This is a genomic window from Ancylobacter sp. VNQ12 (genome assembly GCF_049445835.1).
GTDB lineage: Bacteria > Pseudomonadota > Alphaproteobacteria > Rhizobiales > Xanthobacteraceae > Ancylobacter.
In genome coordinates this window covers 100873-122756 of the sequence record NZ_JBMSDU010000006.1, presented here as the reverse complement: position 1 = coordinate 122756, position 21884 = coordinate 100873, and the positions used below count along the sequence as shown (strand labels likewise).

Sequence of the window (21884 nt, the reverse complement as noted above, 5' to 3'; positions counted from 1 at the left end):
GCGGCCTCCCGACGCGCGTCGCGGCCGCGCCCGGTGACAGTGAAAGCCGCAGGTGAAGACGGGAGCTGAGACGTTCATGCGCAAGATTCTTTCAATGGCGGTCGCCGTCGCCGCGGGCCTCGGGCTCGTCGGCATCGGGCAGGCCAGCGCGCAGGAGAAGCTCAAGGCGGCGTGGGTCTATATCGGCCCGGTCGGCGATTTCGGCTGGACCTACCAGCATGACCAGGGCCGCAAGGCGGTGGAGAAGGAGTTCGGCGACAAGGTCGAGACGACCTATGTCGAGAACGTTCCCGAGGGCCCGGACGCCGAACGCGTGATCGAGCAGCTCGCGCGCGCGGGCAACAAGCTGATCTTCACCACCTCCTTCGGCTACATGGAGCCGACGCTGAAGGTCGCCAAGCGCTACCCCAAGGTCTATTTCGAGCACGCGACCGGCTACAAGCGCGCCGCCAATGTCTCGACCTACAATTCCAAGTTCCATGAGGGCCGCTATATCCTCGGCCAGATCGCGGCCAAGACCTCCAAGACGGGCACGATCGGCTACATCGCCTCCTTCCCGATCCCGGAAGTCATCGCCGGCATCAACGCGCTGGTGCTCGGCGCGCAGTCGGTGAACCCCGACATCAAGGTCAAGATCGTCTGGGTGAACTCCTGGTTCGATCCGGCCAAGGAGGCCGACGCGGCCAAGGCGCTCATCGATCAGGGCGCCGACGTGATCTCCCAGCACACCGACAGCCCGGCCGCCATGCAGGCCGCAGAGCAGCGCGGCGTCAAGGCGTTCGGCCAGGCCTCCGACATGATCGCCTTCGGGCCGAAGGCGCAGCTGACCTCCATCGTCGACAACTGGGCGCCCTACTATATCGAGCGCGTCAAGGCGGCGATGGACGGCAGCTGGAAGTCGACCGACACATGGAGCGGCATGAAGGATGGCGAGGTCGTCATGGCGCCCTACACCAACATGCCGGACGACGTGAAGGCGATGGCGCAGGCGACCGAGGCCAAGATCAAGTCCGGCGAACTGAACCCCTTCAAGGGCCCGATCTATGACCAGTCCGGGAAGCCGGTCGTCAAGGAGGGCGAGGTCCTGCCCGACAAGGACATCCTGTCGATGAACTGGTACGTGAAGGGCATCACCGACAAGGTGCCGGGCTCCAAGTAGGCACCGCGCACGCGCGATCCGGACGGCGGCGTTCCCATGGGCGCCGCCGTTTCCGTTTCTGCCGCCGGTCGCGCCTGCGTTGCCAAAGCGGCGCTCATGTGCGATTCCGCCAGACGGGGCAGCGAGGGGCCGCGGATTCACCGGCTTCCGCACGGCCGGAGGCTTGAAGCGACACCATGAGCGTTCCGCTGGACATCGCCGCGCTTGGGGCGCGCGCGGCGGCGATGATCGAAGAACTCGGCGCCATCTCCGAAAGCCCCGATCACCTCACGCGCTTCTTCCTGACGCCGCAGCACCGCCGCGCCGCCGATCTCGTCGGCCGCTGGATGCGCGAAGCCGGGCTCGATGTCAGCGAGGACGCGGTCGGTACCGTGCGTGGCCACTGGCACCCGGCCGGCGCGGACGCCCCCCGCCTGCTCATTGGCTCGCATATCGACACCGTCGGCAATGCCGGCAAGTACGACGGCGCCATGGGCGTCATACTCGGCATTCTCGCGCTCGACACGATCAGGGCGGCCGGGGTAACGCGCCCCTTTGGCATCGACGTGCTGGCCTTCGGCGACGAGGAAGGCACCCGCTTCCCGAGCACGCTTTCCGCCTCGGCCGCTGCCGCCGGCATCTTCTCACCGGCCACTCTCGCCATGCGCGACGCCGACGGCATCAGTTACCACGACGCGTTGATCGCCTATGGCAAGAACCCCGACGATATTCCTGCCGCGGCCTATGACCCCAGCAAGGTCATCGCCTATATCGAGGCGCATATAGAGCAGGGTCCGGTGCTGGAAGCCGAGGGCGAGCCGCTCGGCGTCGTCACGGCCATTGCCGGGGCGACGCGGCTGTCCGTCACCGTGACCGGCGAGGCGGGCCACGCCGGCACCGTGCCGATGCGCATGCGTCACGACGCGCTGCTCGGCGCTGCCGAGATGGCGCTGGCGGTCGAGCGCATCGCCAAGGCGGACCGGCACGGCATGGTGGCCACCGTCGGGCGGATGCATATCGACCCCGGCTCGATCAACGTCATCCCCTCGCGCGTGGTGTTCACCGTCGACCTGCGTTCGGGTTCCGACATGTCGCGTCGCGAGGCACTGGAGCGCTTCGAGCGCGAGGCGCACCGCATCGCCGATTTGCGCCATCTCGGCGTGGTGATCTCCGCCTTCCACGAGGTTGGCACGGTGCCGTGCTTCCGCGACCTGCAGCTGCGACTGCGCAACGCCATCGCCGATCTGGGCCACAGCTCCGTATCAATGGCCTCGGGCGCCGGCCATGACGGGCAGGCGATGTCGAAGCTGTGCCCCATCGGCATGCTGTTCGTGCGCTGCCGTGGCGGCATCAGCCACAACCCGGCCGAATATGCCTCGCCTGAAGACATGGGGCTGGCCGCCGCCGCGCTGGTGCGCTTCATCGAACGCTTCAAGCTCCCGCAGATCGGCGACGCCACGGGCGGAGTACAGACGTGATGCCTCCTGCCGACGATGACGCGCAGCTTGCGCGCGAGGTCGCCTTCCTCAAAGCTCTGGTGCGCGTGCCGAGCGACAATCCGCCCGGCGACTGCGCCCCGCACGCCGAGGTGACGGGACGGCTGTTGGAAGAGCTCGGCTTCACCGTCGAGCGGCATGTTGTGCCGGAGCCCTTCGTGAAGGCTCATGGCATGAAGTCGGTGGTCAATCTCGTCGTGCGCGAGCGCTTCGGCGCCGGCGGCCCCGTGATCGCGCTCAACGCCCATGGCGACGTGGTGCCGCCGGGCCAGGGTTGGACCTTCGATCCCTATGGCGCGGAAGAGAAGGGCGGGGCGATCTATGGGCGCGGCGCCGCCGTGTCGAAATCGGACGTCGCCACCTACGCCTTCGCGCTGCTCGGTCTGAAGCAGCGCCCGGAAGGGCTGAAGGGCACAGTCGAGCTGCATTTCACCTATGACGAGGAGGCCGGCGGCTTCCTCGGACCGAAATGGCTGCTCGAGCACGAGATCACCCGGCCCCACTTCGCCATCTCGGCGGGCTTCTCCTACGCCATCGTCGTCGCCCATAACGGCGCGCTGCATCTTGAGATCGTGGTGCGCGGCAAGCAGGCCCACGCGGCCCTGCCCGAGACTGGCGCCGACGCGCTGGAGGCAGCCAACGCGATCCTCACAGCGATTTATGCCGAGCGGCGGCGGCTCTATGGCTTCACCAGCCCGACGCCGGGCATCGGCTCGCCGAAGATCACGGTCGGGCTGATCTCCGGTGGCATCAACACCAACGTCGTGCCCGACCGCATCAGCCTGCGCATCGATCGCCGGCTCACGCCGGAAGAGGATGGGCTTGTCGTCGAGGCGGAGCTGACCCGGCTGATCGAGGCCACCGTGGCGGGTCGCGAGGGCATCGAGATCGAGTGCCGGCGGATCATCCTCGCCGAGCCGCTGCGCACGCTGCCGGGCACCGAGAGGCTGGTCGAGCCGCTCCAGAAGCACGCGGCCGAGATACTGGGCGAGACGCCGTCGGCGACCGCCGTGCCGCTCTATACCGACGCCCGCCACTACACCGCGGCCGGCATACCGACCGTGCTCTATGGTGCGGGACCGCGCTCGATCCTCGAGGCGAACGCGCATGCGGCGGACGAGCATGTGCGCATCCGCGATCTCGACGCGGCGACGCGGGTGATCGAGGCGACGCTGCGGGATTTGTTGAGGGCGGAATGACGACCCTCTCGGGCGTCATCCCGGCCAGCCGGGATGACGCTGAAAGATAGCTAGAAGCCGACTACCGTGCCGTGAAGGTCATAGGCGTCGGCGCGCTCGATCTTCACCGTGGCGATCTCGCCGACCCGCAGGGGCCGGCGCGAGGCGACATGGACCACACCGTCGATTTCCGGCGCATCCGCCTTCGAGCGGCCGATGGCCACGGTCGGGCCGACGGAATCGATGATCACCTGCTGGCGCGTGCCGACCTTGCGCTTGAGGCGCCGCGCGCTGATGCGCTGCTGCACCTCCATGAATCGGTTCCAGCGCTCCTGCTTCACCTCGTCCGGCACGGCCGCGCCAAGATCGTTGGCCGGAGCGCCGTCGACGGGCTCATATTTGAAGCAGCCGACGCGGTCGAGTTCGGCCTCGTCGAGGAAGGAGACCAGCTCCTCGAACTCAGCGTCGGTCTCGCCGGGAAAACCGACGATGAAGGTGGAGCGCAGCGTCAACTCCGGGCAGTCCTGCCGCCATTTCAGGATGCGGGCGAGGGTCTTCTCGTTCGAGGCCGGGCGCTTCATGCGCTTCAGCACGGTCGGCGAGGAATGCTGGAAGGGAATGTCGAGATAGGGAAGGATCACGCCGTCCGCCATCAGCTGGATCACTTCGTCGACATGCGGGTAGGGGTAGACATAGTGCATGCGCACCCAAGCCCCTAACGTGCCGAGCTCGCGGGCGAGATCGAGGAAGCGGGCGCGGACCTCCCGGTCCTTCCACTGGCTCGCCGCGTATTTCACGTCGACGCCATAGGCCGAGGTGTCCTGCGAGATGACCAGAAGCTCCTTCACCCCGGCCGCCACCAGTCGCTCGGCTTCGCGCAGCACGTCGGCGGCGGGCCGGCTGACGAGATCGCCACGCAGCTTCGGGATGATGCAGAAGGTGCAGCGATTGTTGCAACCCTCTGAAATCTTTAGATAGGCATAGTGACGTGGCGTGAGCTTGATGCCCTGCGGCGGCACGAGATCGACGAAGGGATCGTGCGAGGGCGGCACCGCCTCATGCACAGCCGCCAGAACGCTCTCATATTGCTGCGGCCCGGTGACGGCGAGCACGCCGGGATAAGCGGAGCGGATCTGCTCCGGCTCGGCGCCCATGCAGCCGGTGACGATGACCTTGCCGTTTTCCTTAAGCGCATCGCCGATGGCGGCAAGGCTCTCGGCCTTGGCGCTGTCGAGGAAGCCGCAGGTGTTGACGATGACGACGTCCGCGCCCTCGTGACGGCGCGAGAGTTCATAGCCCTCCGAACGCAGGCTGGTGATGATGCGCTCGGAATCCACCAGCGCCTTGGGGCAGCCCAGCGACACGAAGGACACGCGCGGCGCATCGGAGCGCACGGAGGAAAAGGCGTCGGACGCCGCAATGTCGGCCATGAGCGATCGGGACCCGCGATTTTCAGGATCGCGAGCGGTTACGGCACGCCGCGGCGTCCGTCAACTCTGCAGCCCGTCGCCCAGCCTTGCATGACCTGCATGTGAAGCGCCGGACGCGCTCAGGCCGCCTTGTCGTCGACCGCGAGTGCGATGACGCTGTCGAACAGCTCGACCTCGGGATGGCCGACATAGAGCGGCTTGTTGCCGCCAGCGCTGCGATGGGCGAGGCGGAAGGCTTCCGAGCGGGTCCATTCCTCGAAATCGGCGCGCGAGTTCCACACCGAGTGCGAGGCGTAGAGCGTGTGGTCGTCCTTGGAAGGGCCGCGCAGCAGGTTGAAGGCCTTGAAGCCCGGCACAGTCTTGAGGTGGCTGTCGCGCTCACGCCAGACGGTCTCGAACTCGGCTTCCGATCCGAGTTTCACCTTGAAGCGGTTCATCGCGAGGAACATGGCTTTCTCTCCTTGGTCTGCCCGGCCAGGCAGACTTAGACCATCGCGAGTGCACGGTCGATGCGACGTGGACGCATCGGCGGCGGCGACCACCGGAAAAAAGAGGGCGGCTTTCGCCGCCCGCCGATATCCGGGGAGAGACGACCGGAACCGGTGTTACTTCAGCTTGCTCACATCGATGCCGAAGGTGGCGGCACCGATCGCTCCGTCCTTGTCGGCGATGGTCACGCTGACCTGGGCGATCTTCTTGCCGTCCTCTTCCTCGACCTTATCGACGAAGATGGTGCCGGGGCCGACCGCGTAGGTCTTCTGCCACTTGGCCTCGTCGGCCTGCCACAGATCCGACGTACCGTCGGTCTGGCCGACGTTCAGGCCGCGATTGTCCATGACGAAGACTTCGGTGATGACGCCGCCGGAAGCCTCCTTCTTCTGGATCAGGAACTCGGAGAGCTTATTCTTCCGGATGCTGTCGATCAGCGCCGGATCCTTGGCAACCCATGCCTTGTCGAGCGCGGCGATGTCCTCCTGCATGAGCCGGCGGTGCTGCTTGTTGGACTCGATGACCGCGGCGACGATCACCGGATCGCTGAGCCAGGGCTCGATATTCTTCTTCACATAAGCCGTTGCCGGCTTCACATGGGCCGCTTCTTCCTGCGCCATAGCCGGCGCGAAGCCGAGCAGGCTCACCGCCGCGGCGAGCGCCGCGACCTTGATACGGATGTTCATGGCGTTTCCTCCTCAGACGGTCTTCGTGCCGTCCAAACCTAACGTAACATGATGCGCATGCGTTGATGCAATATGTATTCGTTGCTGCATGGCAGCAATGAATACATCTTCATCTCGCGTCTGCAAAATTTTGACCGTTGCCGATGTATAGATAATGTTTATCTTAATCAAATAACTGTCTTGATTCTGGCATACCACGAACATGGCGCTGGGGTGACGGCATTTATACGTTTAGAGTTTTGAACACGTGTCTACATATTGCGATATATGAACGATGAATTTGCTTTGACCATTCGGGCGGCGGCGTGCGTGCTAGGAAATTCACTGGAATGCCAAATGCCATGTACGATGTTCCATATTCTTCATGTTGAACATCAACATCGATCACCGAAAGGTGTTGAACGGATGGGCAGCCGGCCGTATATCTTAAATCAGCGCTGAATCAATTTCCTTGACAGTGTCATTTTAATGCCACGCCGCGTTGCTAGCGTTCCAATGATCGCAGTCTCTGCCGGCCAGGCCAGGCGAAGCACCCAATAAAAATCGCCGCTTCGATAGGGAGATCCAGCATGTCAAACCACACCACCACATTCCAACCCTCGCCGCTGATCCTGCGTGTCGGGAACGAGGAAATCCCGGTCGCGACTCTGGACTGCGCGATCAGGCTGATCCGCTCGCTGCGTCATGACCGCCTCGGCCGTTTCGCGGAGATGCTGCTCGCCCAGATGGAGGCCGCGCGCGACGACCACCAGCAGCACGATGCCTGGGTCGCGTTCGAGACGTGGTCGGTCGCCTGTGGGCTACAGCCGCACCATCCCGGCTGGCGGCACGCCGCTTGAGACCAGTGCCATGACCGGGCAGGGCGGCGAACGCATCCCTGTCCCCGGATCGCTCGACAGATCGATGCTGCTTGCGGTCGGGTCCTGTTTGCTGTCGGGTTTCGCCGTTCCGCCATGAAATTGCCTCCCGTCCTCCGCATGGCTACCTGCCTGAACGGAGGCCGGTCCCGGCCGGAGCGAGCGGCGAGGCATCGAGAGCTAAGTGACGACGCGCAAACTGGTATCTGCAGCCTTCGCAGCGACTTTCGTCGTTGCGCTTGTTTCTGCGACGCATGCACAATCGACGGTCCAGGGTGGCGAGACCGCACCCGAGGCGACACGCCCTCTCGTTCTGTTGTTGGACGGGCTCGGCGTGTATGTCGAAAACGACTATGTCGGCGTGTCGGCACTCGCGCGCCCGCTGCAACAGCAGGGGTTCCGCACACTCACCGATTCTCACCTGATGACCCGCACCAATGGCGTGGCGCCCGACATCATCATTGGCCACTCCATGGGCGGGGAGACGGCGTTGCGCTATGCTCGGGCGCTCAAGCCCGCGCCGCTCGTCATAACCATCGATGCCGCCCCGGCGCCGCCGGCCTGCAAGGTGCCGCGCTGCATCAACATTCATGGTCCCGGCTTCGCCAATGTGAGCGGCGCGACCAATATTGATGCCTGGGCCTCCGGTGCTCGCTTCGTCAGCCATGCGCAGTTGCCGACGGCGCCGGTCGTTCGCGACATCATCCTCGATCAGACGCAGGCCTTTCTGGACGCACGCAAGAGCGTGGCCGCTGACAGGCCGGTGACGTCGGCCGATTCTGCATCACCCCCGCCGAGCGGCCGGAGCTCGCGGACACCAATGCAGATGTGGTCGGTGCCGGGCTGGACGCTGCCTGAATGGAAGCCGCTCAGCCCGTGGCCCAAGGGCGGCTAGAGCGACGCGGCAGAAACGGCGCCCGACGCGAATCGCATACCCCAGCCCCAACGAAGCAATGCTGAGGGCGTGTGGATTTTTAGTACGATTTTCGAAGTATTATACCACCGCCGGCCGGCGAATAGCGGCAACCGGACCGTTAAACACCCGGCCGTGGCTTCCGCTAGGGCGCCACGCCGCAATCTCAAGCTGTTTCCTGCTCAAAACTTGCCACAATTACGATAAGTCCTTTTGATCGAGGGCCGTTCCAACTAATGTGACGCGGCAGTTCGACGTCTGTCGGCCGCGGAGGGGCACGTGCGGGATTGCCTCATTTCCGTTTGGCGGCAAGGCGAAATCGTGACTTCATTGAGGCGCAGCGCCATTTGCGAGGGCGTTGTTCTTTCGGGGGATAGAACGGATGAAGACAGTTGCGACAGCGCTAGTCGGCGCGGCGCTCGCTCTCACGGTCGGAACAACCGCAGCCAAGGCGGCGCCGCCCGAGGTGTTCGCCTGCGTGCCGGAATGGGCCTCGCTGGTGAAGGCGATCGGTGGCGATCGCCTGACCAACGTGACGCTTGCGACTTCCGCGCTCGACAATCCCGAAAGCATGAAGCCGACTCCCGGCCTCATCGCCGCGCTCGGCAAGGCGGACCTTATCGTCTGCACCGGGGCGGGGCTGGAGGACAGCTGGCTCCCGGCCATGCTCGAGCGCGCCGGCAACGCCAAGATCACCAAGGGCAAGCCCGGCCACTTCATGGCCAGCGAGTTCGTGAAGCTGATCGAGGACGACCAGGACGAGCATGATCACGGCCACGGCGAAAAGAAAGCCGACAAGGGCCACATGCACGGCGAGGGCAACCCCCACATCCAGGGCGACCCGAACAATGTCCGCCTCGTCGCCGGCCAGCTCGCCAAACGACTGATCGCGCTCGATCCTGAAGGCAAGGACGTCTATGGCGAGAACGCCAAGAAGTTCATCGCCCAGCTCACCGCTCTGACGAAGGAGCTGCAGGGCAAGGCGGCGCCGTTGAAGGGCGTGAACATCGCCGTTCAGCACGGCCATTCGGTCTATCTGCTGAAGTGGCTCGGCGTGAAGACCGCCGCAACCGTCGAGCCGGAACCGGGCGTGGCACCCGGGCCCGCCCATCTCACCGAGATCATCGACGATGTGCCGAAGCAGAAAATCCGCTTCATCGTATATGCGCCTTACGAAGATCCGGGCGCGTCGCGCTATGTCGGCGAGAAGGCCAAGATTCCGGTGGTGAAGCTGCCCTTCACCGTCGGCGGCACGCCGGAGGCGAACGACCTCTTCGGTCTCTACAAGGATTCGGTCGATCGCCTGCTGGACGGACTGGCCGGTCGTGAACGCACTTAGCCTCGACATCCTTGGCCCCGCGCTGGTCGCGGGGCTGCTTATTCTCGCCACCCACGTGCCGCTCGGTGCCATCGTGCTGAGCCGCGGCATCATTTTCATCGATATCGCGCTGGCGCAGGTCGCCGCGCTCGGCGTGGTATTCGGCAACCTGATGCTCGGTGCGACCACCGGCTGGGCCGTGCAGCTCAGCGCGGTCGGCGCGGCCGTGGGCTGCTCGCTGCTGCTCACCTGGACCGACAAACGCTTCCCGGCAATCCAGGAGGCCATCATCGGCGTGCTCTACATCGTCGCCGCGGCGTTGCAGATCGTGCTGCTGTCCTACAGCCCCAATGGCTCGGAATATCTCAAGGAACTGCTGGTCGGGCAGATTCTCTGGGTGTCGCAGACCCAGCTCGTCGTGCTCGGGCTGATCTCGGCCGTGGCGCTCGCGGTGTGGTATCTGCGCGATCTCGTCAAGGAACGGATCCTGTTCTACGGAGTCTTCGCCGTGGTCATTACCGCCTCGGTGCAGATTGTCGGCGTGCTTCTGGTCTTCGCCTCGCTGATCGTGCCGGCGCTCGCCACGCAGCACGCGCCGCGCCGCTGGCGGCTGATGATCGCTTTCAACATCGGCACGGCCGGCTATGTGATCGGACTGATCGCCTCGGCTGTCCTCGACATCTCCACTGGTGCGGCCATCGTCTGCGCTCTGGTGAGCGTCGCGCTCGCCACGGCCATCGTGCTGGCCCGCTTCGGCCATTCGCCGTCGGGAGCCGCCGACACGCCGCACGGCCACACCTCACATGGCCACCCACACGGCCACGCGCCTCGCGGCCACGCCGCCGGCGAGAGCGCAGGGTAGGGCAGGGAAAGCGGGGCGGGGCGCATGTTCGCTTTCCTGGTCAATATCAGCCTGAAGGCAAGGCTTCTGGTGATCGTGCTGTTCGCCGGAGCGATGGTCTATGGTGGCATTTCGCTCGGCAACCTGCCGATCGACGTGCTGCCGGACCTCAACAAGGGCCTCGTCACCATCGTCACCGAGGCGCCCGGCTTCGCGCCGGAAGAAGTCGAGGTGCAGGTCTCGGCACGTATCGAGTCCGCTATGGCGGGCGCCAGCGGCGTCACCCGCGTGCGCTCCTCTTCGACGACCGGCCTGTCCATCGTCTTCGTCGAGTTCGGCTGGGACGGCGACATCTATGTCGACCGCCAGATCGTCACCGAACGTCTTGCCCCGGTGCAGATGGAACTGCCGGTCGGGGTTCGTCCGGTTCTCGCGCCGATCTCATCCTATATGGGCGAGATCATGCTGGTGGCGATCTCCTCGTCGACGCTCTCGCCGATGGATCTGCGCGAGCTCGCCGACTGGACGGTCGCCCAGCGCCTGAAGGCGGTGCCCGGCGTCAGCCGCGTCGTTCCCATTGGCGGCCTGGTGAAGGAATACCGGGTGACGCTGGACATGCTGCGTATGAGCCAGCTCGGGGTGACGATCGACCAGCTGCGGCTTGCACTGGAAGCCTTCGGTTCGAACGCCGGCGGCGGCGTGGTGAACCAGGGCGACCAGGAGTTCCTCATCCGCAACCTCGCCCGCACCCAGAGCCTTGAGGACCTGCGCAACATCGTCGTCGACCATCGTCTCGGCCAGCCGGTGCTGCTGCGCCAGTTCGCCGACGTGTCGTTCCAGCCCAAGCAGCGGCGCGGCTCGGCCGGCCTGATGGGCAACGAGGCCGTCGTCGTCTCGGTGATGAAGCAGCCGCAGGCCGACACAGTGAAGCTGACGGCCGAAATCGAGCGGGTGCTGACGGAATTGCAGCGCACCATGCCGCCGGGAACGGTGGTGAACGAATATCTGTTCCGCCAGTCGGACTTCATCCACGCGGCGGTCGGCAATCTCGAACAGGTCCTCACCGAGGCCATCATCGCCGTCGCCGTGGTGCTGTTTCTGTTCCTGTTCAACGTGCGTACCACCGCCATCTCGCTGGTGGCGATCCCGGTTTCGGTGCTGACCACCTTCATCGTGCTGCGCTGGATGGGGCTCACCATCAACACCATGACGCTGGGCGGCCTCGCCATCGCCATCGGCGAACTGGTCGACGACGCAGTGGTGGATGTCGAGAACATCTACCGTCGCCTGCGCGAGAACGCCCACAAGGCGATACCGGCGCCGATGCTGGAGGTCATCGCCAGCGCCTCGCAGGAAGTGCGGTCTTCCATTGTCTATTCGACCGCCATCATCGTGCTGGTGTTCGTGCCGCTCTTTGCCCTGCCGGGCATCGAAGGGCGGCTGTTCGCGCCACTTGGCATCGCCTACATCGTGTCGATCCTCGCCAGCCTGGTGGTATCCATCACGCTCACACCGGTGCTGTGCTCCTATCTGCTGCCGGAAACCAAGGGCATCGAGGAACACGACAACGGCATGGTGCGCCGGTTGAAGGCAGCAAATGCGCGCCTGCTGCACTGGGTGCTGCGCCATCCGCTGCCCGTCCTGTCGACCATCGCGGTTGCCGTGGTGATCGCCGCCGCCATCGTGCCGACCCTGCCGCGCTCCTTCCTGCCTAAGTTCAACGAGGGCGCGCTCGTTATCCCCATGGTGCTGGAGCCCGGCGTCTCGCTGGAGGAATCCAGCCGCATCGCGGCCACCGCCGAGAAGCTGCTGGAGACGATCCCCGAGGCCGTGAAGGTGGGCCGCCGCACCGGCCGCTCCGAGGCGGATGAGCACGCGCTCGGCGTCAACGTCACCGAACTGGAGCTGGAGCTCCGCCGCGGCGAACGCCCGCTGGCAGCCATCATGGCGGATGTGCGCGCAAGGCTCGGCGGGCTGCCGGGCTCGTTCAGCATCAGCCAGCCGATCGCGCTTCGCATCGACCACATACTGACCGGCGTCTCGGCACAGATCGTCATAAAGATTTTCGGTCCGGATCTCGATACGCTGCGTACCATCGGCCGCGACGTCGAGGCATGGCTGAAGACCACTCCCGGCCTCACCGACGTGAACATCGAGCGCCAGGTGCCGGTGCCGCAGATCCAGGTGCATTTCGACCCCGACCGCGCGCTGCTCTACGGTGTGCAGCCGGGCGAGCTCGCGCGCCGCATCTCCCAGCTCACCAATGGCGAGGAGATCACCGAGATCATCGACGGCATCAAGCATTTCGATCTGGTGGTGCGCCTGGGCGATTCCGACCGTTCGACCGCCCAGCTCGGCTCGGTGCTGATCGATACGCCGGCGGGGCAGGTGCCGCTGTCCTCGCTCGCCAGGGTGTCGGAAACCTCGGGACCGAACGAGATCCTGCGCGAGAACAACCAGCGCCGGATTCTCGTCACCGCCAATGGCGACGGCACAGCGGACAACCTCGTCACCGGCGAGATTGGCGAGATGATACGCAACATCAAGATGCCGCCGGGCTATTTCATCGCCTTCGAGGGCGTCTTCGCCGAACAGGCCCGCTCGACGCTGCGGCTGGCGGGACTGTCGCTAATCTCGCTCCTGCTGGTGTTCTCCATCCTGTTTGCCCGCTTCAAGTCGATGCTGCTGGCCTCCATCATCATGGCCAATGTGCCGCTGGCTCTGATTGGCAGCGTGCTGGCGCTGAAGATCAGCGGCGTCGAGCTTTCGATTGCCGCGATCGTCGGCTTCGTGACGCTGGCGGGTATCTCGACCCGAAACGGCATTCTCAAGATCAACCATTACATCCACCTCATGGAACATGAGGGCGAGCACTTCGGCGAGCACCTGATCGTGCGCGGCGCCAATGAGCGCCTCGTGCCCGTGCTGATGACGGCAACCTCGGCCATCGTCGCGCTGATCCCGCTGATGCTCGGCGCCGACGAGGCCGGCAAGGAGATACTTCACCCGGTGGCGGTGGTAATCTTCGGCGGATTGATGAGCGCCACCATCCTCGACACGGTGCTGACGCCGCTGCTGTTCCAGCGTTTCGCGCCGACTGCTCTGGAACAGCTGTCGCTTCCCGCCACAGCGCAGTTGCGTAGGGCCCAAGCCATGTCCGGCACGTCAACGGGAATCCCGTCATGATCATCGGCCTGCTCAACCAGAAGGGTGGCGTCGGCAAGACGACGCTGGCGACGCATATCGCCGGAGAACTGGCGGCGAACGGCGCCCGCGTCGCGGTCGTCGACGCAGACCCGCAGGGCTCCGCGTTGGACTGGGCGCAAACCCGCTCGCAAACCGGCCTGCCACGCCTGTTCAGCGTGGTCGGGCTTGCACGCGAGGTGTTGCATCAGGAAGTGCCCGACATGGCGCGCTCGCACGAGCACGTCATTATCGACGGGCCGCCGCGTGTCACGGCGCTGGCACGCTCCACCATCCTCGCCTCCGACCTCATTCTGATCCCGGTGCAGCCCTCGTCCTATGACCTGTGGGCCAGCATGGAAATCGTCGCGCTGATCAATGAGGCACGCATCTTCAAGCCGGCGCTGAAGGCCGCCTTCGTCGTCAATCGCAGCATCGCCGGCACGGTGCTCGGGCGCGACGTGCGCGGCGCGCTGAACGGTGAAATTCCGGCTCTCAACGCCGTGATTGGCCAGCGTATTGCTTTTGCTGAAAGCGTAGCGACGGGCCGCCTCGTGCGCGAGCTCGACGGGCGGGGACTGGCCGCGCGGGAAATTACGGCTCTGACCACCGAGATCATGGAGCAGGGGATATGACGGCCAAGCGGGTGACTATCGGGGCGAAGCCCACGCTCGTGCAGCGCGACACGGAAGGCGCGGGCACGGACGACATGCCCGCCGAGGCCAGCCTGTCCACGGCGTCCTCGATCGAGCAGTGGCTGCGGCAGGGTGAAAGCGGCGACGACAGATCATCACCTCCCGCCGACGAGGCGCCCCAATCCGAAGGCCCGGAAATGGTATCGACACCGTCCTCGCCGGCGACCGAGGCGCACGCACCCCATGCCGAACCGGCGGCCCCAGGGGCGCCTACGACCAAGCCGCGCCTGCCAGCAGGTGGGGCACTGCCCCCCTGGGCCGGAATTGCCGGCGGGGCTGTCGCCGGCGCGGCTGTCGCCGCCGCCATCGCCTGGCTCGCGCCGCAGCTCTCCGTTGCGTCGGACCCCCGCATCGTGCCGCTGACCGAACGGGTCGCGCATGTCGAGGGAGAGGTGCGCGTCGTCGGCGAGCGGGTCGGCAAGATCGACAACGAGATGGCGCAGACGCTCGACGAGCAGAGCACCACGACGGAGCGCCTCGCCCAGCAGGCCGAGCAGATCGCCACGCTGACCGGCGCGGTTGCCGAGAGCGCGCAGCGGACCGACCCGGCGGTCGACATTTCATCGCCGCTTTTTGCGGTCGCGCTCGGACAGCTGCGGACGACCTTCTATACCGGCCGCCCGTTCGAGGCCGAGCTGGTGAACGTCTACGCCATCGCCGGCAATAATGACCCGTTCTCGAGCTATCTCACCGAACTGATGGGACCGGCGCGTACGGGGGTGCCGAATGCCGCCGAGCTTTACCGCGTCTTCCCGTCCTACGTCGCGGCAGCGGGGCTGCGCGTCGGGGATACCGGTGGCTACTACCAGTACGGGCTGTCGCTGGTGAACCGCTATGTCGGGCTCGCGACCGAGCCGCATTCGGTTGAGATGGCCAATCTGGCCGTGACGCGGGCGAGCGCGGCCCTCATCGCCGGCGATGTTGCTGGAGCGGTGAACGCGCTGCGCGACCTCAATCCGCACGCCGCCGATCTCATGGCACCGTGGCTCGATGCGGCGCGGAGCTATCTTCGCAGCGAGACGGCGATCACCGAGATGACCCGGATCGTCGTCGATCGGCTGCGGGATCGGGCGAAGCAAATGCCGGCGGGCGCGGCAGGCGATTCGCTGTCGAATCCGGAAGCCAGCGCTGAACCTTCAGCCGGCGGCCCGGCGACCTTGCCGCCCGCGGCGCTGCCGGCCAATGCCGACCCGGCCGAGGTGCCTCCGGCGGATCCCGCCGCCGCGGTGCCGCAGGCTACGGCGCCGTGACGCCGCTGGCGCCGGCAACCGTCGCGGAGAGGGAGGCCTCCGGCCGCATGTCGACGATGTTTCCGCCGACCAGGCGGGCACCGTGGGGCGAGACGCCGGCATCGGCTTCCAGCATCATCTCGCTGGAGAGTTCCGCCGAAATCTCGACCAGAAGGTCGGCCGCGAGGCCGAAGACGATGATGGCGACGGGGACGAGATAAAACATGGGTTCACTCCAGGGCATGGCAAGAATAGGAACGGCGTGGCGCGGCGTAAAGCCCGCTCACGTGCAGGTCCGTCTTGTCGTTCCACCGGAAGGGTTCATGATGTCCGGTGCCGTGACGTTGGGGCCGGTCTCGCCCCTGACCTGCCGGCCATCCGAGGCGCTTGCGCAATGACCGACGCGACACCTGAGTCTTCTGCCGATCAGCCGGCCTCGTCGCGACCCGGCCTCGGCGACGCGCCGATTTCGTCGAGCCCGGGCGCTCCCGAGCGCCCGCTGACGGAGGCCGAGGCGGCGCTGGAGCGCGAGCGCTGGCTGCGCGCCCAGTATGAGCGCGAGCATCAGGTCACGATGTCGGTCATGCGGATCCTGCTCGGCAGCGCCCGCGATGAAAGCCGGCCGATGCGCTTCTGGCGCTGGCTGATCGACGACATCCGTTCGGACCGTCGCCGGCAGGAGGCGCTGTACCGCACCGACGGCCAGGTCGATGCGGCCTTCGGCAGGCGACCCTGGATATGGTGAGAAGCATGGGTCAAGGTGAGCGTAAAGCTTTGGGTTACAACAGAATTCTCGCGGGGGCCTGCGCCGGACTGCTGCTCGGCGCCCTTGTCGTGACAACGAGCGGCCCGGCGCGGGCGGAGGAAGGCCACAATCACGGTCCTGCCGCCCGCACGATCAGTGTCGCCCCGCGCACCGAGGCCCGCATCGGCAATCAGGAGGCTGTGCTGGCCTATGATCGCGGCAAACTGGTGCTGTTCCTCCAGCGTTATTCCGATGGCCTGCCAACCAGTGGCGCGGCGATCGAAATGACCATCGATTTTTCGCCCGTGACCTTCGAGGAGGTCGCTCCCGGAACCTATGTCGCTGACGACGTCATGCTGGCCGCAGGCCGCAACGAGCTGGAGCTGAACTACAAGATCGGCGACCGCGAGGGCACGGAGACGATTGCTCTCGTTCTGCCGCAGACCGCCGGGCAGGTCGCCTCCGCGCGCTCTTCCGGCGTGCCGCGCGCCGCGGTGTCCGGCTTGCTGCTGGCCGGAATCGCCGCCGCCATCTACGCGGGCGTCACGGCTGTTCTCGCGCTGAGGTCGCGTCCCGCGTGATCACCTCAGGCGTTCAGATTATCGACGCTCACCTGTCCGGTGAGCATGACCCAGGCCGACGCCCAGCATATGCCGACGGCGATCAGGCCGCCGAACATGTACAGCGCGATCGGCAGCAGATCCGCGCTGTCCTCCAACGGCACGATGCCGGCATCGACCAGGAAATAGGCGAGGGCGCCGAGCGCGGCGACGGTCAGCGCGATCCCCGGCCCGCGCAGCTGGCGAAGCGTCACGCGCAGCAACAGTGCATAGACAATGGCGTAGAAGCACAGGATCGGCAGTTGCACCAGCCAGTCCTGCGTCCAGCGCTCGCCGACCCAGTGCAGCAACGAGTAGCCGCTCGCATTATAGGTCGACAGCACAAGGAACAGCGCACCCAACAGGCGCGTGGTGAGCATGTTGAGGCCGAAATTGCGCGGGCGGGGTCGGCGGATGCGCAAGCCTGGCTTCTCCTCGTGGCAACGGGCACAAATCTAGTGCTTCAGCCGCCGGCTGCAAACCTGAGACTCACGAGGAGCGGCGCGTGACGACCAGGAGACTGCACCTGGGCTCCTTCAGCCTGCCGCGCCTGCCGCAGATCGGCCCGCGCCTGCAGTGGACCGGCGGCGTGCTGGCCTCGGCCCTCATCATCGCCGGCTTCTTCGGCGCGGCTTGGCGCGTGCTGCCGCACGCCGAGAACAATGTGCCGGTGCTCTATTTCCGCGAGCCGCCGACGGAGACGCTGCGCTGGAACGGTGCGGTGCCGGTCTTCGTCATGCGGCCCGACCATAGCGTGGTGCGGCACGGAACGGCCGTGCTTGCCCCCGACGGCCGCGTACGGGTCAATCTCTTCCCCAGCACCGCCGGTGAATTCCCGGATGCCACGGAGGCGATCCTCTCCGATCCAAGCCTTGGCGTGCTCTGGGCTGCTGCGTCGGAAAGCTCGCAGGCGGAGCTGCGCCACCGCATCAGCCTGGTGCAGGACATGGCCGCGCAGGCCGTGGAACGCGTCATCACCTCCGACGTCTTCACCAATGAGTACCGTCCGGCGCTGCGGGCCATGCTCACCGACGCGGTTTCCAGCGCCTGGCGCGATCCGCGCACGCAAAAGGCGCTGGAGGTGCTGCTGGCCAACGCCGAGCCAGCCATGCGGCGGGCGCTGCGCGGCGAGGTCCAGACGCTTCTCGTGAGCCGGCTCTCCGCTGCAATCTGGCAGATGATCCGCGCCAACTGGGCGAACGCCATCGGCGTGCCCTTCGGTTATGAGCTGAATTATGAGCCGGCTATAAAAGCAATGACCGAGACGCTGGCCGATCCTCGCCTGCAGCAGGTACTGCTCGACTTCGGGCGGGCTCAGCTTGATACGCCCGAGGCTCGCCAGCTCGCCGAGCGGATCGTCATCGGGGCGATGGATTCCCTGCTGCGTGACCGTCGCGTGCCGGCGGTGGTGACGCAGATGTTCTGGGACGTCCGACTGCGCGCCATGCTCCGCCCCTTCACCAGCGCGCTGTTCAGCCTCGCCGGCGCCTTGCCGCAGCATCTCGGCGGTCTCGGGGCGGAAAGCAGCCTCAACCCGCTGGCCGCCCATGTCTTCAAGGCGTTCGCCGTTGCCTCCCGGACACCGCTTATCCTGCTGGTCACACCGCAGGATCTCCAGCGTTTCCAACGCATGGAGGGCGACACCGCCGTGACCCTCGAGCGTGCCGGAAAAGGCTCATGAGCGATCCATCCGTGCGCGTTCAGGGTCTGACGATCACCACTCCGACGGGGGTCGAGCTGGTGCGCGACGCGCATTTCGAGGTGGGCGCGCGCGAGCTCGTGCTGATCATCGGTCCTAGCGGCAGCGGCAAGACCAGCGTCATCAACACGCTCTGCGGCCTGATCGACGAGCGCGACGGAGCCTGGCTGGTCTCCGGCCATCTCTCCTATGGCGAGCGCGAGATCGACCTGTCGGCCAACCGCAGCGACATGTGCGGGCTGGTCTTCCAGGGCAATGCGCTGTTCGACGACCTCAGCGCCGGCGAGAATGTCCGCATCGCTGCCGATCACGCACCGGAATCGGCCAGGGCCTACGACACGGGGCCGATCATTGCACTGCTTGCCGACATCCGTCCCGAGCAGCCCATCGCCTCGTGCAGCGGCGGCCAGAAGCAGCGCGTGGCGATTGCCCGCACGCTGATCGCCGGCCATCCCATCCTGATCCTCGACGAGCCGAACTCCGGCCTCGACATCATCTCGTCGCGCCGGCTCGCCGGCCTGATCAAGGACATCTGCACCGAGCGCGGCACCCCGGTGCTGATCGCCGCCCATCATGTCGACGACCTGCTGCCGCTGGCCGACAAGGTGCTGCTGCTGGACACGCGCAGCCGCTCCATCCGACAGGTTCCCCCCAATATCAGCGCCATCGAGCGGGCCATGATGGGGCTCGACCTTGAGGATGAGGGCGTACTGGCGGCGGCGGAGCGCAGTGCGGCGCCGCCGCACGCGGCGGCCTGGAACACCATGACCCGCGCCGGGCATCCGCTGCGATGGTTCTTCCGCTACTTCGCCGAGTATTTCTGGGTGCTCTGCGCCTCGCCCTTCATGCTGGCCTATCTCGGCCTGGGCGGTGCCATACTAGGCTTCGTGTCGATGTGGTTCGGTTTCAACTATCACGCCTTCGGCGGCTATCTGAAGTCGATCCTGCATGACGAAACGCTGGCGGGCATCGGCTTCGTGCAGACCACCATCTCGGTGCCGCTCATCGCCTCGATCCTCGTGGTCGCGCGCAACAGCGCGGTGATCTGCGCCGACCTCGGCAACCGCACGCTGTCGTCGCAATTGCCGGCGATGCGCAATCTCGCCATTCCGGGTCTGCGCTATCTCGTGGTGTCGATTCTGGTGGCCAACACGCTGTCGCTGGCGCTGCTCACGGTGGCGGCGATGGCGACGGCCTCGTGGGCGGCCCTGCTGACCTGGGAAGTGTTCTTTCCCGACCAGCCGGTGGAGTTCTGGCGGGAGAACTATTTCCGCCGGCTGATCGAGGCAGGACCCGCGCTTTACGCACAGTTCGGCTGGGTGGCCGCCAAGATCGCACTCAGTTCGCTGCTCGGCAGCGGCGCGGCGATCCTGATCGGCTTGCGCCCGAAGTTGTCCGTGGTATCGATCAACAATGCCATCGCCAAGGCGATTGTGATCGGCGTATCCTTGACGCTGCTTTCTCACGCATTCTTCGCCATCATGCAGTTCTGGCGATGATATAGGTCCGTCTGCCGCCCGCGTCGGGCGGCTCGGTGTTTGTTACTTGGGGAGGAGGCCGCCGGCGGAGGCGGTCTTCAGGAGCGGGGCGGGGAATGCCTAAGCAGGACACGGCAGGCGATCGGTTCATGGGTTATGTCGAACTGGCGGGCATGGACCGCCCGTTCGTCTCCAAGGCTGAGGAGCGCCGCCTGCTGGAACAGGGGATCTCGCAATTCGGTCTCGATCCCTATGAAGCGCGCGGCATCCTTCTCTACGTCGCCCAGCAGCAGAGCATCCGGCTCGAGCGCGAGGTCGACAGCCGCATGCTGCCGATCCTCGACCGGTATGGCGGCAAGCGAAAGAAGATCGACAAGAAGAAGTTCAAGGAGGCCGCTGCGCTCTACAATGAGCTTTCCGGCGGCGTGCTGACCGAGGATGAGGCCAAACGCTACGTCAAGCAGGTGATGGAGCAGAACAAGTTCCGTCCCAAACGTAGCTGGATGCTGTCGCGCGGCTGGTATGATAAAGTGGGCAGGGAGAAGAAGCCGACTTCGCTTCTGCCGTTGCCGTTTCGGAACGTTTGAGCCACGTCGCTACCCGTGCCGGCTGGATCGGGTCGGCCTTTGGTCTGGGGGATGAAATGCGTAAGTTCGTGCTGACCTTGAGCCTGCTGGCGTTCGGCCCCGGCCTTCTCGCCGTTCCTGCCGCCGCGCAGAGCGCGTCGCCGGCTACCGTGCCGACGCCGAGCGCCACAGTCGCGCCGGCGACCTCGCTGTCGAGCACCGTTCCCGCGCCGACCGACCCGGACGCACTTGATCCCTACCAGATCGCGGCGATCACGGTCGGTGCCGTCGGCGGCATCATGGTCGCAAACATGCTGACCATGGGACTGGCCACGCCGGCGGCTGCCGCCGCTACCAGCGCGGGCGGCACCGTGGCGATGGAAGCAGGGGCCACCTATGCCTTTACCACCGGCCAGGTAGCGATTTCCGCCGTCGGTGCGGTGATCGGCGGCTATGTCGGCAACTGGATATACGGCAACTGACCGGCTGATTGAGACGCGACGGCCGCGCCCTACTGCACGGCCGTTGCCGCTGTCGGGCGATTGGCGCTGCGCCAGTCGCCGAGAAGAGCGGCACCGAGACGGGAGAGAGCGTCGCGCACCTGGACGGGATGGGTTTCCGCCGCCGACACCACCAGCACCGCGCTTTGCCACACCACGACATAGCCGCTGCGGATCCAGCCGACATCCTTGTCGAAGAACGACGCCTTCTTGTAGGCGCCCAGCATCAGCGTGGAATTGCAGACGCCTGTATCGCCGTTGCGGGCGGAAAGCACGGTGATGACGCCGAGCGCGGAATCCGATTCGGAGGACTTCATGCCTTCCGATTCGAACTGACGGCGCAGCTCCCGCACGAGTCCCGAGGACTCGATGCCGCAATCCAGCGACTCGACTGTCATCGGGCTCGCAGTGACACGCAGCGCGTCGATCCCGCGAAAATCCATGTCGCTCAGGAGCCCCTGTGCCGTCGCCGGGCTGTCAAATACGGGCGCCTCGGCGAACGACATGGCTCCAGCAACGATCAGGGCAGCCGCCAGCTTCGAGACGACGTGTTTCATCGATATTCCACATCCGAGGGTCCAGCACCGACAATATTCACTGCCGGCTTCATATCAAGCGCTATCGCAGCTTGTCGCACCGGCTTCGCGGGATGCGCCAGCAGCTGGAAACAACCGCAAGAAAATGTCGCGGGCTGCCCATGCGGCGGTTCTGCATAAAATCCGCGAAACACTGCGTCAGAGGCGCTGGAAACACTGCGATCTATTTCGCAATGCGATGGCCGCATGCTATCATTAAGCAATAACCGCCGCGACGGTATCATAATGCGGCGCGCCTGTGAATCGCG

The 21884-nt window shown here is 65.7% G+C and carries 22 protein-coding genes; 16 read left to right on the top strand and 6 right to left on the bottom strand.

The features are described 5' to 3' along the window. Positions 1 to 76: 76 nt before the first annotated feature. From ACO2RV_RS10955 to ACO2RV_RS10945, 3 genes are all read left to right on the top strand, one after another. Complete coding sequence (locus tag ACO2RV_RS10955; protein WP_423292781.1) at positions 77 to 1159, top strand: BMP family ABC transporter substrate-binding protein; 1083 nt, start codon at positions 77 to 79, stop codon at positions 1157 to 1159. Positions 1160 to 1335: 176 nt separating this feature from the next. Further along, on the top strand, positions 1336 to 2616 hold the full coding sequence (locus ACO2RV_RS10950; RefSeq protein ID WP_423292779.1) for an allantoate amidohydrolase: 1281 nt from the start codon (positions 1336 to 1338) through the stop codon (positions 2614 to 2616). Then, positions 2616 to 3833, top strand: coding sequence for a M20/M25/M40 family metallo-hydrolase (locus ACO2RV_RS10945; RefSeq protein ID WP_423292998.1), 1218 nt, complete (start codon positions 2616 to 2618; stop codon positions 3831 to 3833). The genes ACO2RV_RS10950 and ACO2RV_RS10945 overlap by 1 nt, the downstream gene beginning before the upstream one ends. A gap of 50 nt (positions 3834 to 3883) precedes the next feature. Here ACO2RV_RS10945 and rimO read toward each other — a convergent pair whose 3' ends face one another. The 3 genes from rimO to ACO2RV_RS10930 all read right to left on the bottom strand — a co-directional run bounded on the left by rimO (position 3884) and on the right by ACO2RV_RS10930 (position 6417). Continuing rightward, positions 3884 to 5242 (bottom strand): 30S ribosomal protein S12 methylthiotransferase RimO, encoded by a 1359-nt coding sequence (rimO, locus tag ACO2RV_RS10940; RefSeq protein WP_423292777.1) that lies wholly within the window; start codon positions 5240 to 5242, stop codon positions 3884 to 3886. Between the two features lie 119 nt (positions 5243 to 5361). Further along, entirely contained in the window at positions 5362 to 5691 is a 330-nt protein-coding gene (locus ACO2RV_RS10935) for an antibiotic biosynthesis monooxygenase family protein (RefSeq protein ID WP_423292775.1), read from the bottom strand. A gap of 156 nt (positions 5692 to 5847) precedes the next feature. Next, complete coding sequence (locus ACO2RV_RS10930; protein ID WP_423292773.1) at positions 5848 to 6417, bottom strand: hypothetical protein; 570 nt, start codon at positions 6415 to 6417, stop codon at positions 5848 to 5850. Positions 6418 to 6986: 569 nt separating this feature from the next. Here ACO2RV_RS10930 and ACO2RV_RS10925 point away from each other — a divergent pair. The 7 genes from ACO2RV_RS10925 to ACO2RV_RS10895 all read left to right on the top strand — a co-directional run bounded on the left by ACO2RV_RS10925 (position 6987) and on the right by ACO2RV_RS10895 (position 15474). Continuing rightward, positions 6987 to 7256 carry a hypothetical protein gene (locus tag ACO2RV_RS10925; RefSeq protein ID WP_423292771.1) on the top strand — a complete coding sequence of 90 codons (270 nt, stop codon included), beginning with the start codon at positions 6987 to 6989 and terminating at the stop codon, positions 7254 to 7256. Between the two features lie 202 nt (positions 7257 to 7458). Beyond that, a complete protein-coding gene (locus tag ACO2RV_RS10920) occupies positions 7459 to 8169 on the top strand; it encodes a hypothetical protein (RefSeq protein ID WP_423292769.1) in 711 nt (236 codons plus the stop codon). A gap of 400 nt (positions 8170 to 8569) precedes the next feature. Then, positions 8570 to 9526, top strand: a complete 957-nt coding sequence (locus ACO2RV_RS10915) for a metal ABC transporter substrate-binding protein (protein ID WP_423292767.1) — start codon at positions 8570 to 8572, stop codon at positions 9524 to 9526. Continuing rightward, positions 9513 to 10367 carry a metal ABC transporter permease gene (locus ACO2RV_RS10910; RefSeq protein WP_423292765.1) on the top strand — a complete coding sequence of 285 codons (855 nt, stop codon included), beginning with the start codon at positions 9513 to 9515 and terminating at the stop codon, positions 10365 to 10367. The genes ACO2RV_RS10915 and ACO2RV_RS10910 overlap by 14 nt, the downstream gene beginning before the upstream one ends. Positions 10368 to 10391: 24 nt before the next feature. Then, complete coding sequence (locus tag ACO2RV_RS10905) at positions 10392 to 13532, top strand: efflux RND transporter permease subunit (RefSeq protein ID WP_423292763.1); 3141 nt, start codon at positions 10392 to 10394, stop codon at positions 13530 to 13532. Continuing rightward, the gene (parA, locus tag ACO2RV_RS10900; RefSeq protein WP_423292761.1) at positions 13529 to 14164 is read left to right on the top strand and encodes a ParA family partition ATPase; all 636 of its coding nucleotides are present in this window, start codon (positions 13529 to 13531) and stop codon (positions 14162 to 14164) included. Before ACO2RV_RS10905 ends, parA begins: the two co-directional genes overlap by 4 nt. Continuing rightward, a complete protein-coding gene (locus tag ACO2RV_RS10895) occupies positions 14161 to 15474 on the top strand; it encodes a COG4223 family protein (protein ID WP_423292759.1) in 1314 nt (437 codons plus the stop codon). The genes parA and ACO2RV_RS10895 overlap by 4 nt, the downstream gene beginning before the upstream one ends. Here the strand turns inward: ACO2RV_RS10895 and ACO2RV_RS10890 are convergent. Further along, positions 15461 to 15679: a hypothetical protein gene (locus ACO2RV_RS10890; protein ID WP_423292757.1), complete on the bottom strand. Its 219-nt coding sequence runs from the start codon at positions 15677 to 15679 to the stop codon at positions 15461 to 15463. The two genes, ACO2RV_RS10895 and ACO2RV_RS10890, sit on opposite strands and share 14 nt — an antisense overlap. Positions 15680 to 15847: 168 nt before the next feature. On the opposite strand from ACO2RV_RS10890, the gene ACO2RV_RS10885 reads away from it, so the two are divergent. Together ACO2RV_RS10885 and ACO2RV_RS10880 are read left to right on the top strand one after the other, a co-directional pair. Continuing rightward, a complete protein-coding gene (locus ACO2RV_RS10885; protein ID WP_423292755.1) occupies positions 15848 to 16198 on the top strand; it encodes a hypothetical protein in 351 nt (116 codons plus the stop codon). Between the two features lie 29 nt (positions 16199 to 16227). Continuing rightward, a complete protein-coding gene (locus tag ACO2RV_RS10880; RefSeq protein ID WP_423292753.1) occupies positions 16228 to 16779 on the top strand; it encodes a hypothetical protein in 552 nt (183 codons plus the stop codon). Positions 16780 to 16784: 5 nt separating this feature from the next. Here the strand turns inward: ACO2RV_RS10880 and ACO2RV_RS10875 are convergent, their stop codons facing one another. Next, on the bottom strand, positions 16785 to 17219 hold the full coding sequence (locus ACO2RV_RS10875) for a DUF6524 family protein (RefSeq protein WP_423292751.1): 435 nt from the start codon (positions 17217 to 17219) through the stop codon (positions 16785 to 16787). A gap of 83 nt (positions 17220 to 17302) precedes the next feature. On the opposite strand from ACO2RV_RS10875, the gene ACO2RV_RS10870 reads away from it, so the two are divergent. The 4 genes from ACO2RV_RS10870 (at position 17303) to ACO2RV_RS10855 (ending at position 21022) form a co-directional block, all read left to right on the top strand. Further along, complete coding sequence (locus ACO2RV_RS10870) at positions 17303 to 18478, top strand: hypothetical protein (RefSeq protein WP_423292749.1); 1176 nt, start codon at positions 17303 to 17305, stop codon at positions 18476 to 18478. Beyond that, positions 18475 to 19995, top strand: coding sequence for an ATP-binding cassette domain-containing protein (locus ACO2RV_RS10865; protein ID WP_423292747.1), 1521 nt, complete (start codon positions 18475 to 18477; stop codon positions 19993 to 19995). The genes ACO2RV_RS10870 and ACO2RV_RS10865 overlap by 4 nt, the downstream gene beginning before the upstream one ends. Positions 19996 to 20090: 95 nt before the next feature. Continuing rightward, a complete protein-coding gene (locus ACO2RV_RS10860) occupies positions 20091 to 20561 on the top strand; it encodes a hypothetical protein (protein ID WP_423292745.1) in 471 nt (156 codons plus the stop codon). Positions 20562 to 20617: 56 nt separating this feature from the next. Then, on the top strand, positions 20618 to 21022 hold the full coding sequence (locus ACO2RV_RS10855) for a hypothetical protein (protein ID WP_423292743.1): 405 nt from the start codon (positions 20618 to 20620) through the stop codon (positions 21020 to 21022). A 29-nt stretch (positions 21023 to 21051) separates the two neighbouring features. Here the strand turns inward: ACO2RV_RS10855 and ACO2RV_RS10850 are convergent, their stop codons facing one another. Beyond that, entirely contained in the window at positions 21052 to 21597 is a 546-nt protein-coding gene (locus ACO2RV_RS10850; RefSeq protein WP_423292741.1) for a hypothetical protein, read from the bottom strand. Positions 21598 to 21884: the final 287 nt, after the last annotated feature.

Excerpts from the sequence above, each read along its gene's own strand:
- ACO2RV_RS10955 (WP_423292781.1), top strand. The coding sequence starts at position 77 with ATGCGCAAGATTCTTTCAATGGCGGTCGCCGTCGCCGCGGGCCTCGGG.
- ACO2RV_RS10950 (WP_423292779.1), top strand. The coding sequence starts at position 1,336 with ATGAGCGTTCCGCTGGACATCGCCGCGCTTGGGGCGCGCGCGGCGGCG.
- ACO2RV_RS10945 (WP_423292998.1), top strand. The coding sequence starts at position 2,616 with ATGCCTCCTGCCGACGATGACGCGCAGCTTGCGCGCGAGGTCGCCTTC.
- rimO (WP_423292777.1), bottom strand. The coding sequence starts at position 5,242 with ATGGCCGACATTGCGGCGTCCGACGCCTTTTCCTCCGTGCGCTCCGAT.
- ACO2RV_RS10935 (WP_423292775.1), bottom strand. The coding sequence starts at position 5,691 with ATGTTCCTCGCGATGAACCGCTTCAAGGTGAAACTCGGATCGGAAGCC.
- ACO2RV_RS10930 (WP_423292773.1), bottom strand. The coding sequence starts at position 6,417 with ATGAACATCCGTATCAAGGTCGCGGCGCTCGCCGCGGCGGTGAGCCTG.
- ACO2RV_RS10925 (WP_423292771.1), top strand. The coding sequence starts at position 6,987 with ATGTCAAACCACACCACCACATTCCAACCCTCGCCGCTGATCCTGCGT.
- ACO2RV_RS10915 (WP_423292767.1), top strand. The coding sequence starts at position 8,570 with ATGAAGACAGTTGCGACAGCGCTAGTCGGCGCGGCGCTCGCTCTCACG.
- ACO2RV_RS10905 (WP_423292763.1), top strand. The coding sequence starts at position 10,392 with ATGTTCGCTTTCCTGGTCAATATCAGCCTGAAGGCAAGGCTTCTGGTG.
- parA (WP_423292761.1), top strand. The coding sequence starts at position 13,529 with ATGATCATCGGCCTGCTCAACCAGAAGGGTGGCGTCGGCAAGACGACG.
- ACO2RV_RS10895 (WP_423292759.1), top strand. The coding sequence starts at position 14,161 with ATGACGGCCAAGCGGGTGACTATCGGGGCGAAGCCCACGCTCGTGCAG.
- ACO2RV_RS10890 (WP_423292757.1), bottom strand. The coding sequence starts at position 15,679 with ATGTTTTATCTCGTCCCCGTCGCCATCATCGTCTTCGGCCTCGCGGCC.
- ACO2RV_RS10885 (WP_423292755.1), top strand. The coding sequence starts at position 15,848 with ATGACCGACGCGACACCTGAGTCTTCTGCCGATCAGCCGGCCTCGTCG.
- ACO2RV_RS10865 (WP_423292747.1), top strand. The coding sequence starts at position 18,475 with ATGAGCGATCCATCCGTGCGCGTTCAGGGTCTGACGATCACCACTCCG.
- ACO2RV_RS10860 (WP_423292745.1), top strand. The coding sequence starts at position 20,091 with ATGCCTAAGCAGGACACGGCAGGCGATCGGTTCATGGGTTATGTCGAA.
- ACO2RV_RS10855 (WP_423292743.1), top strand. The coding sequence starts at position 20,618 with ATGCGTAAGTTCGTGCTGACCTTGAGCCTGCTGGCGTTCGGCCCCGGC.
- ACO2RV_RS10850 (WP_423292741.1), bottom strand. The coding sequence starts at position 21,597 with ATGAAACACGTCGTCTCGAAGCTGGCGGCTGCCCTGATCGTTGCTGGA.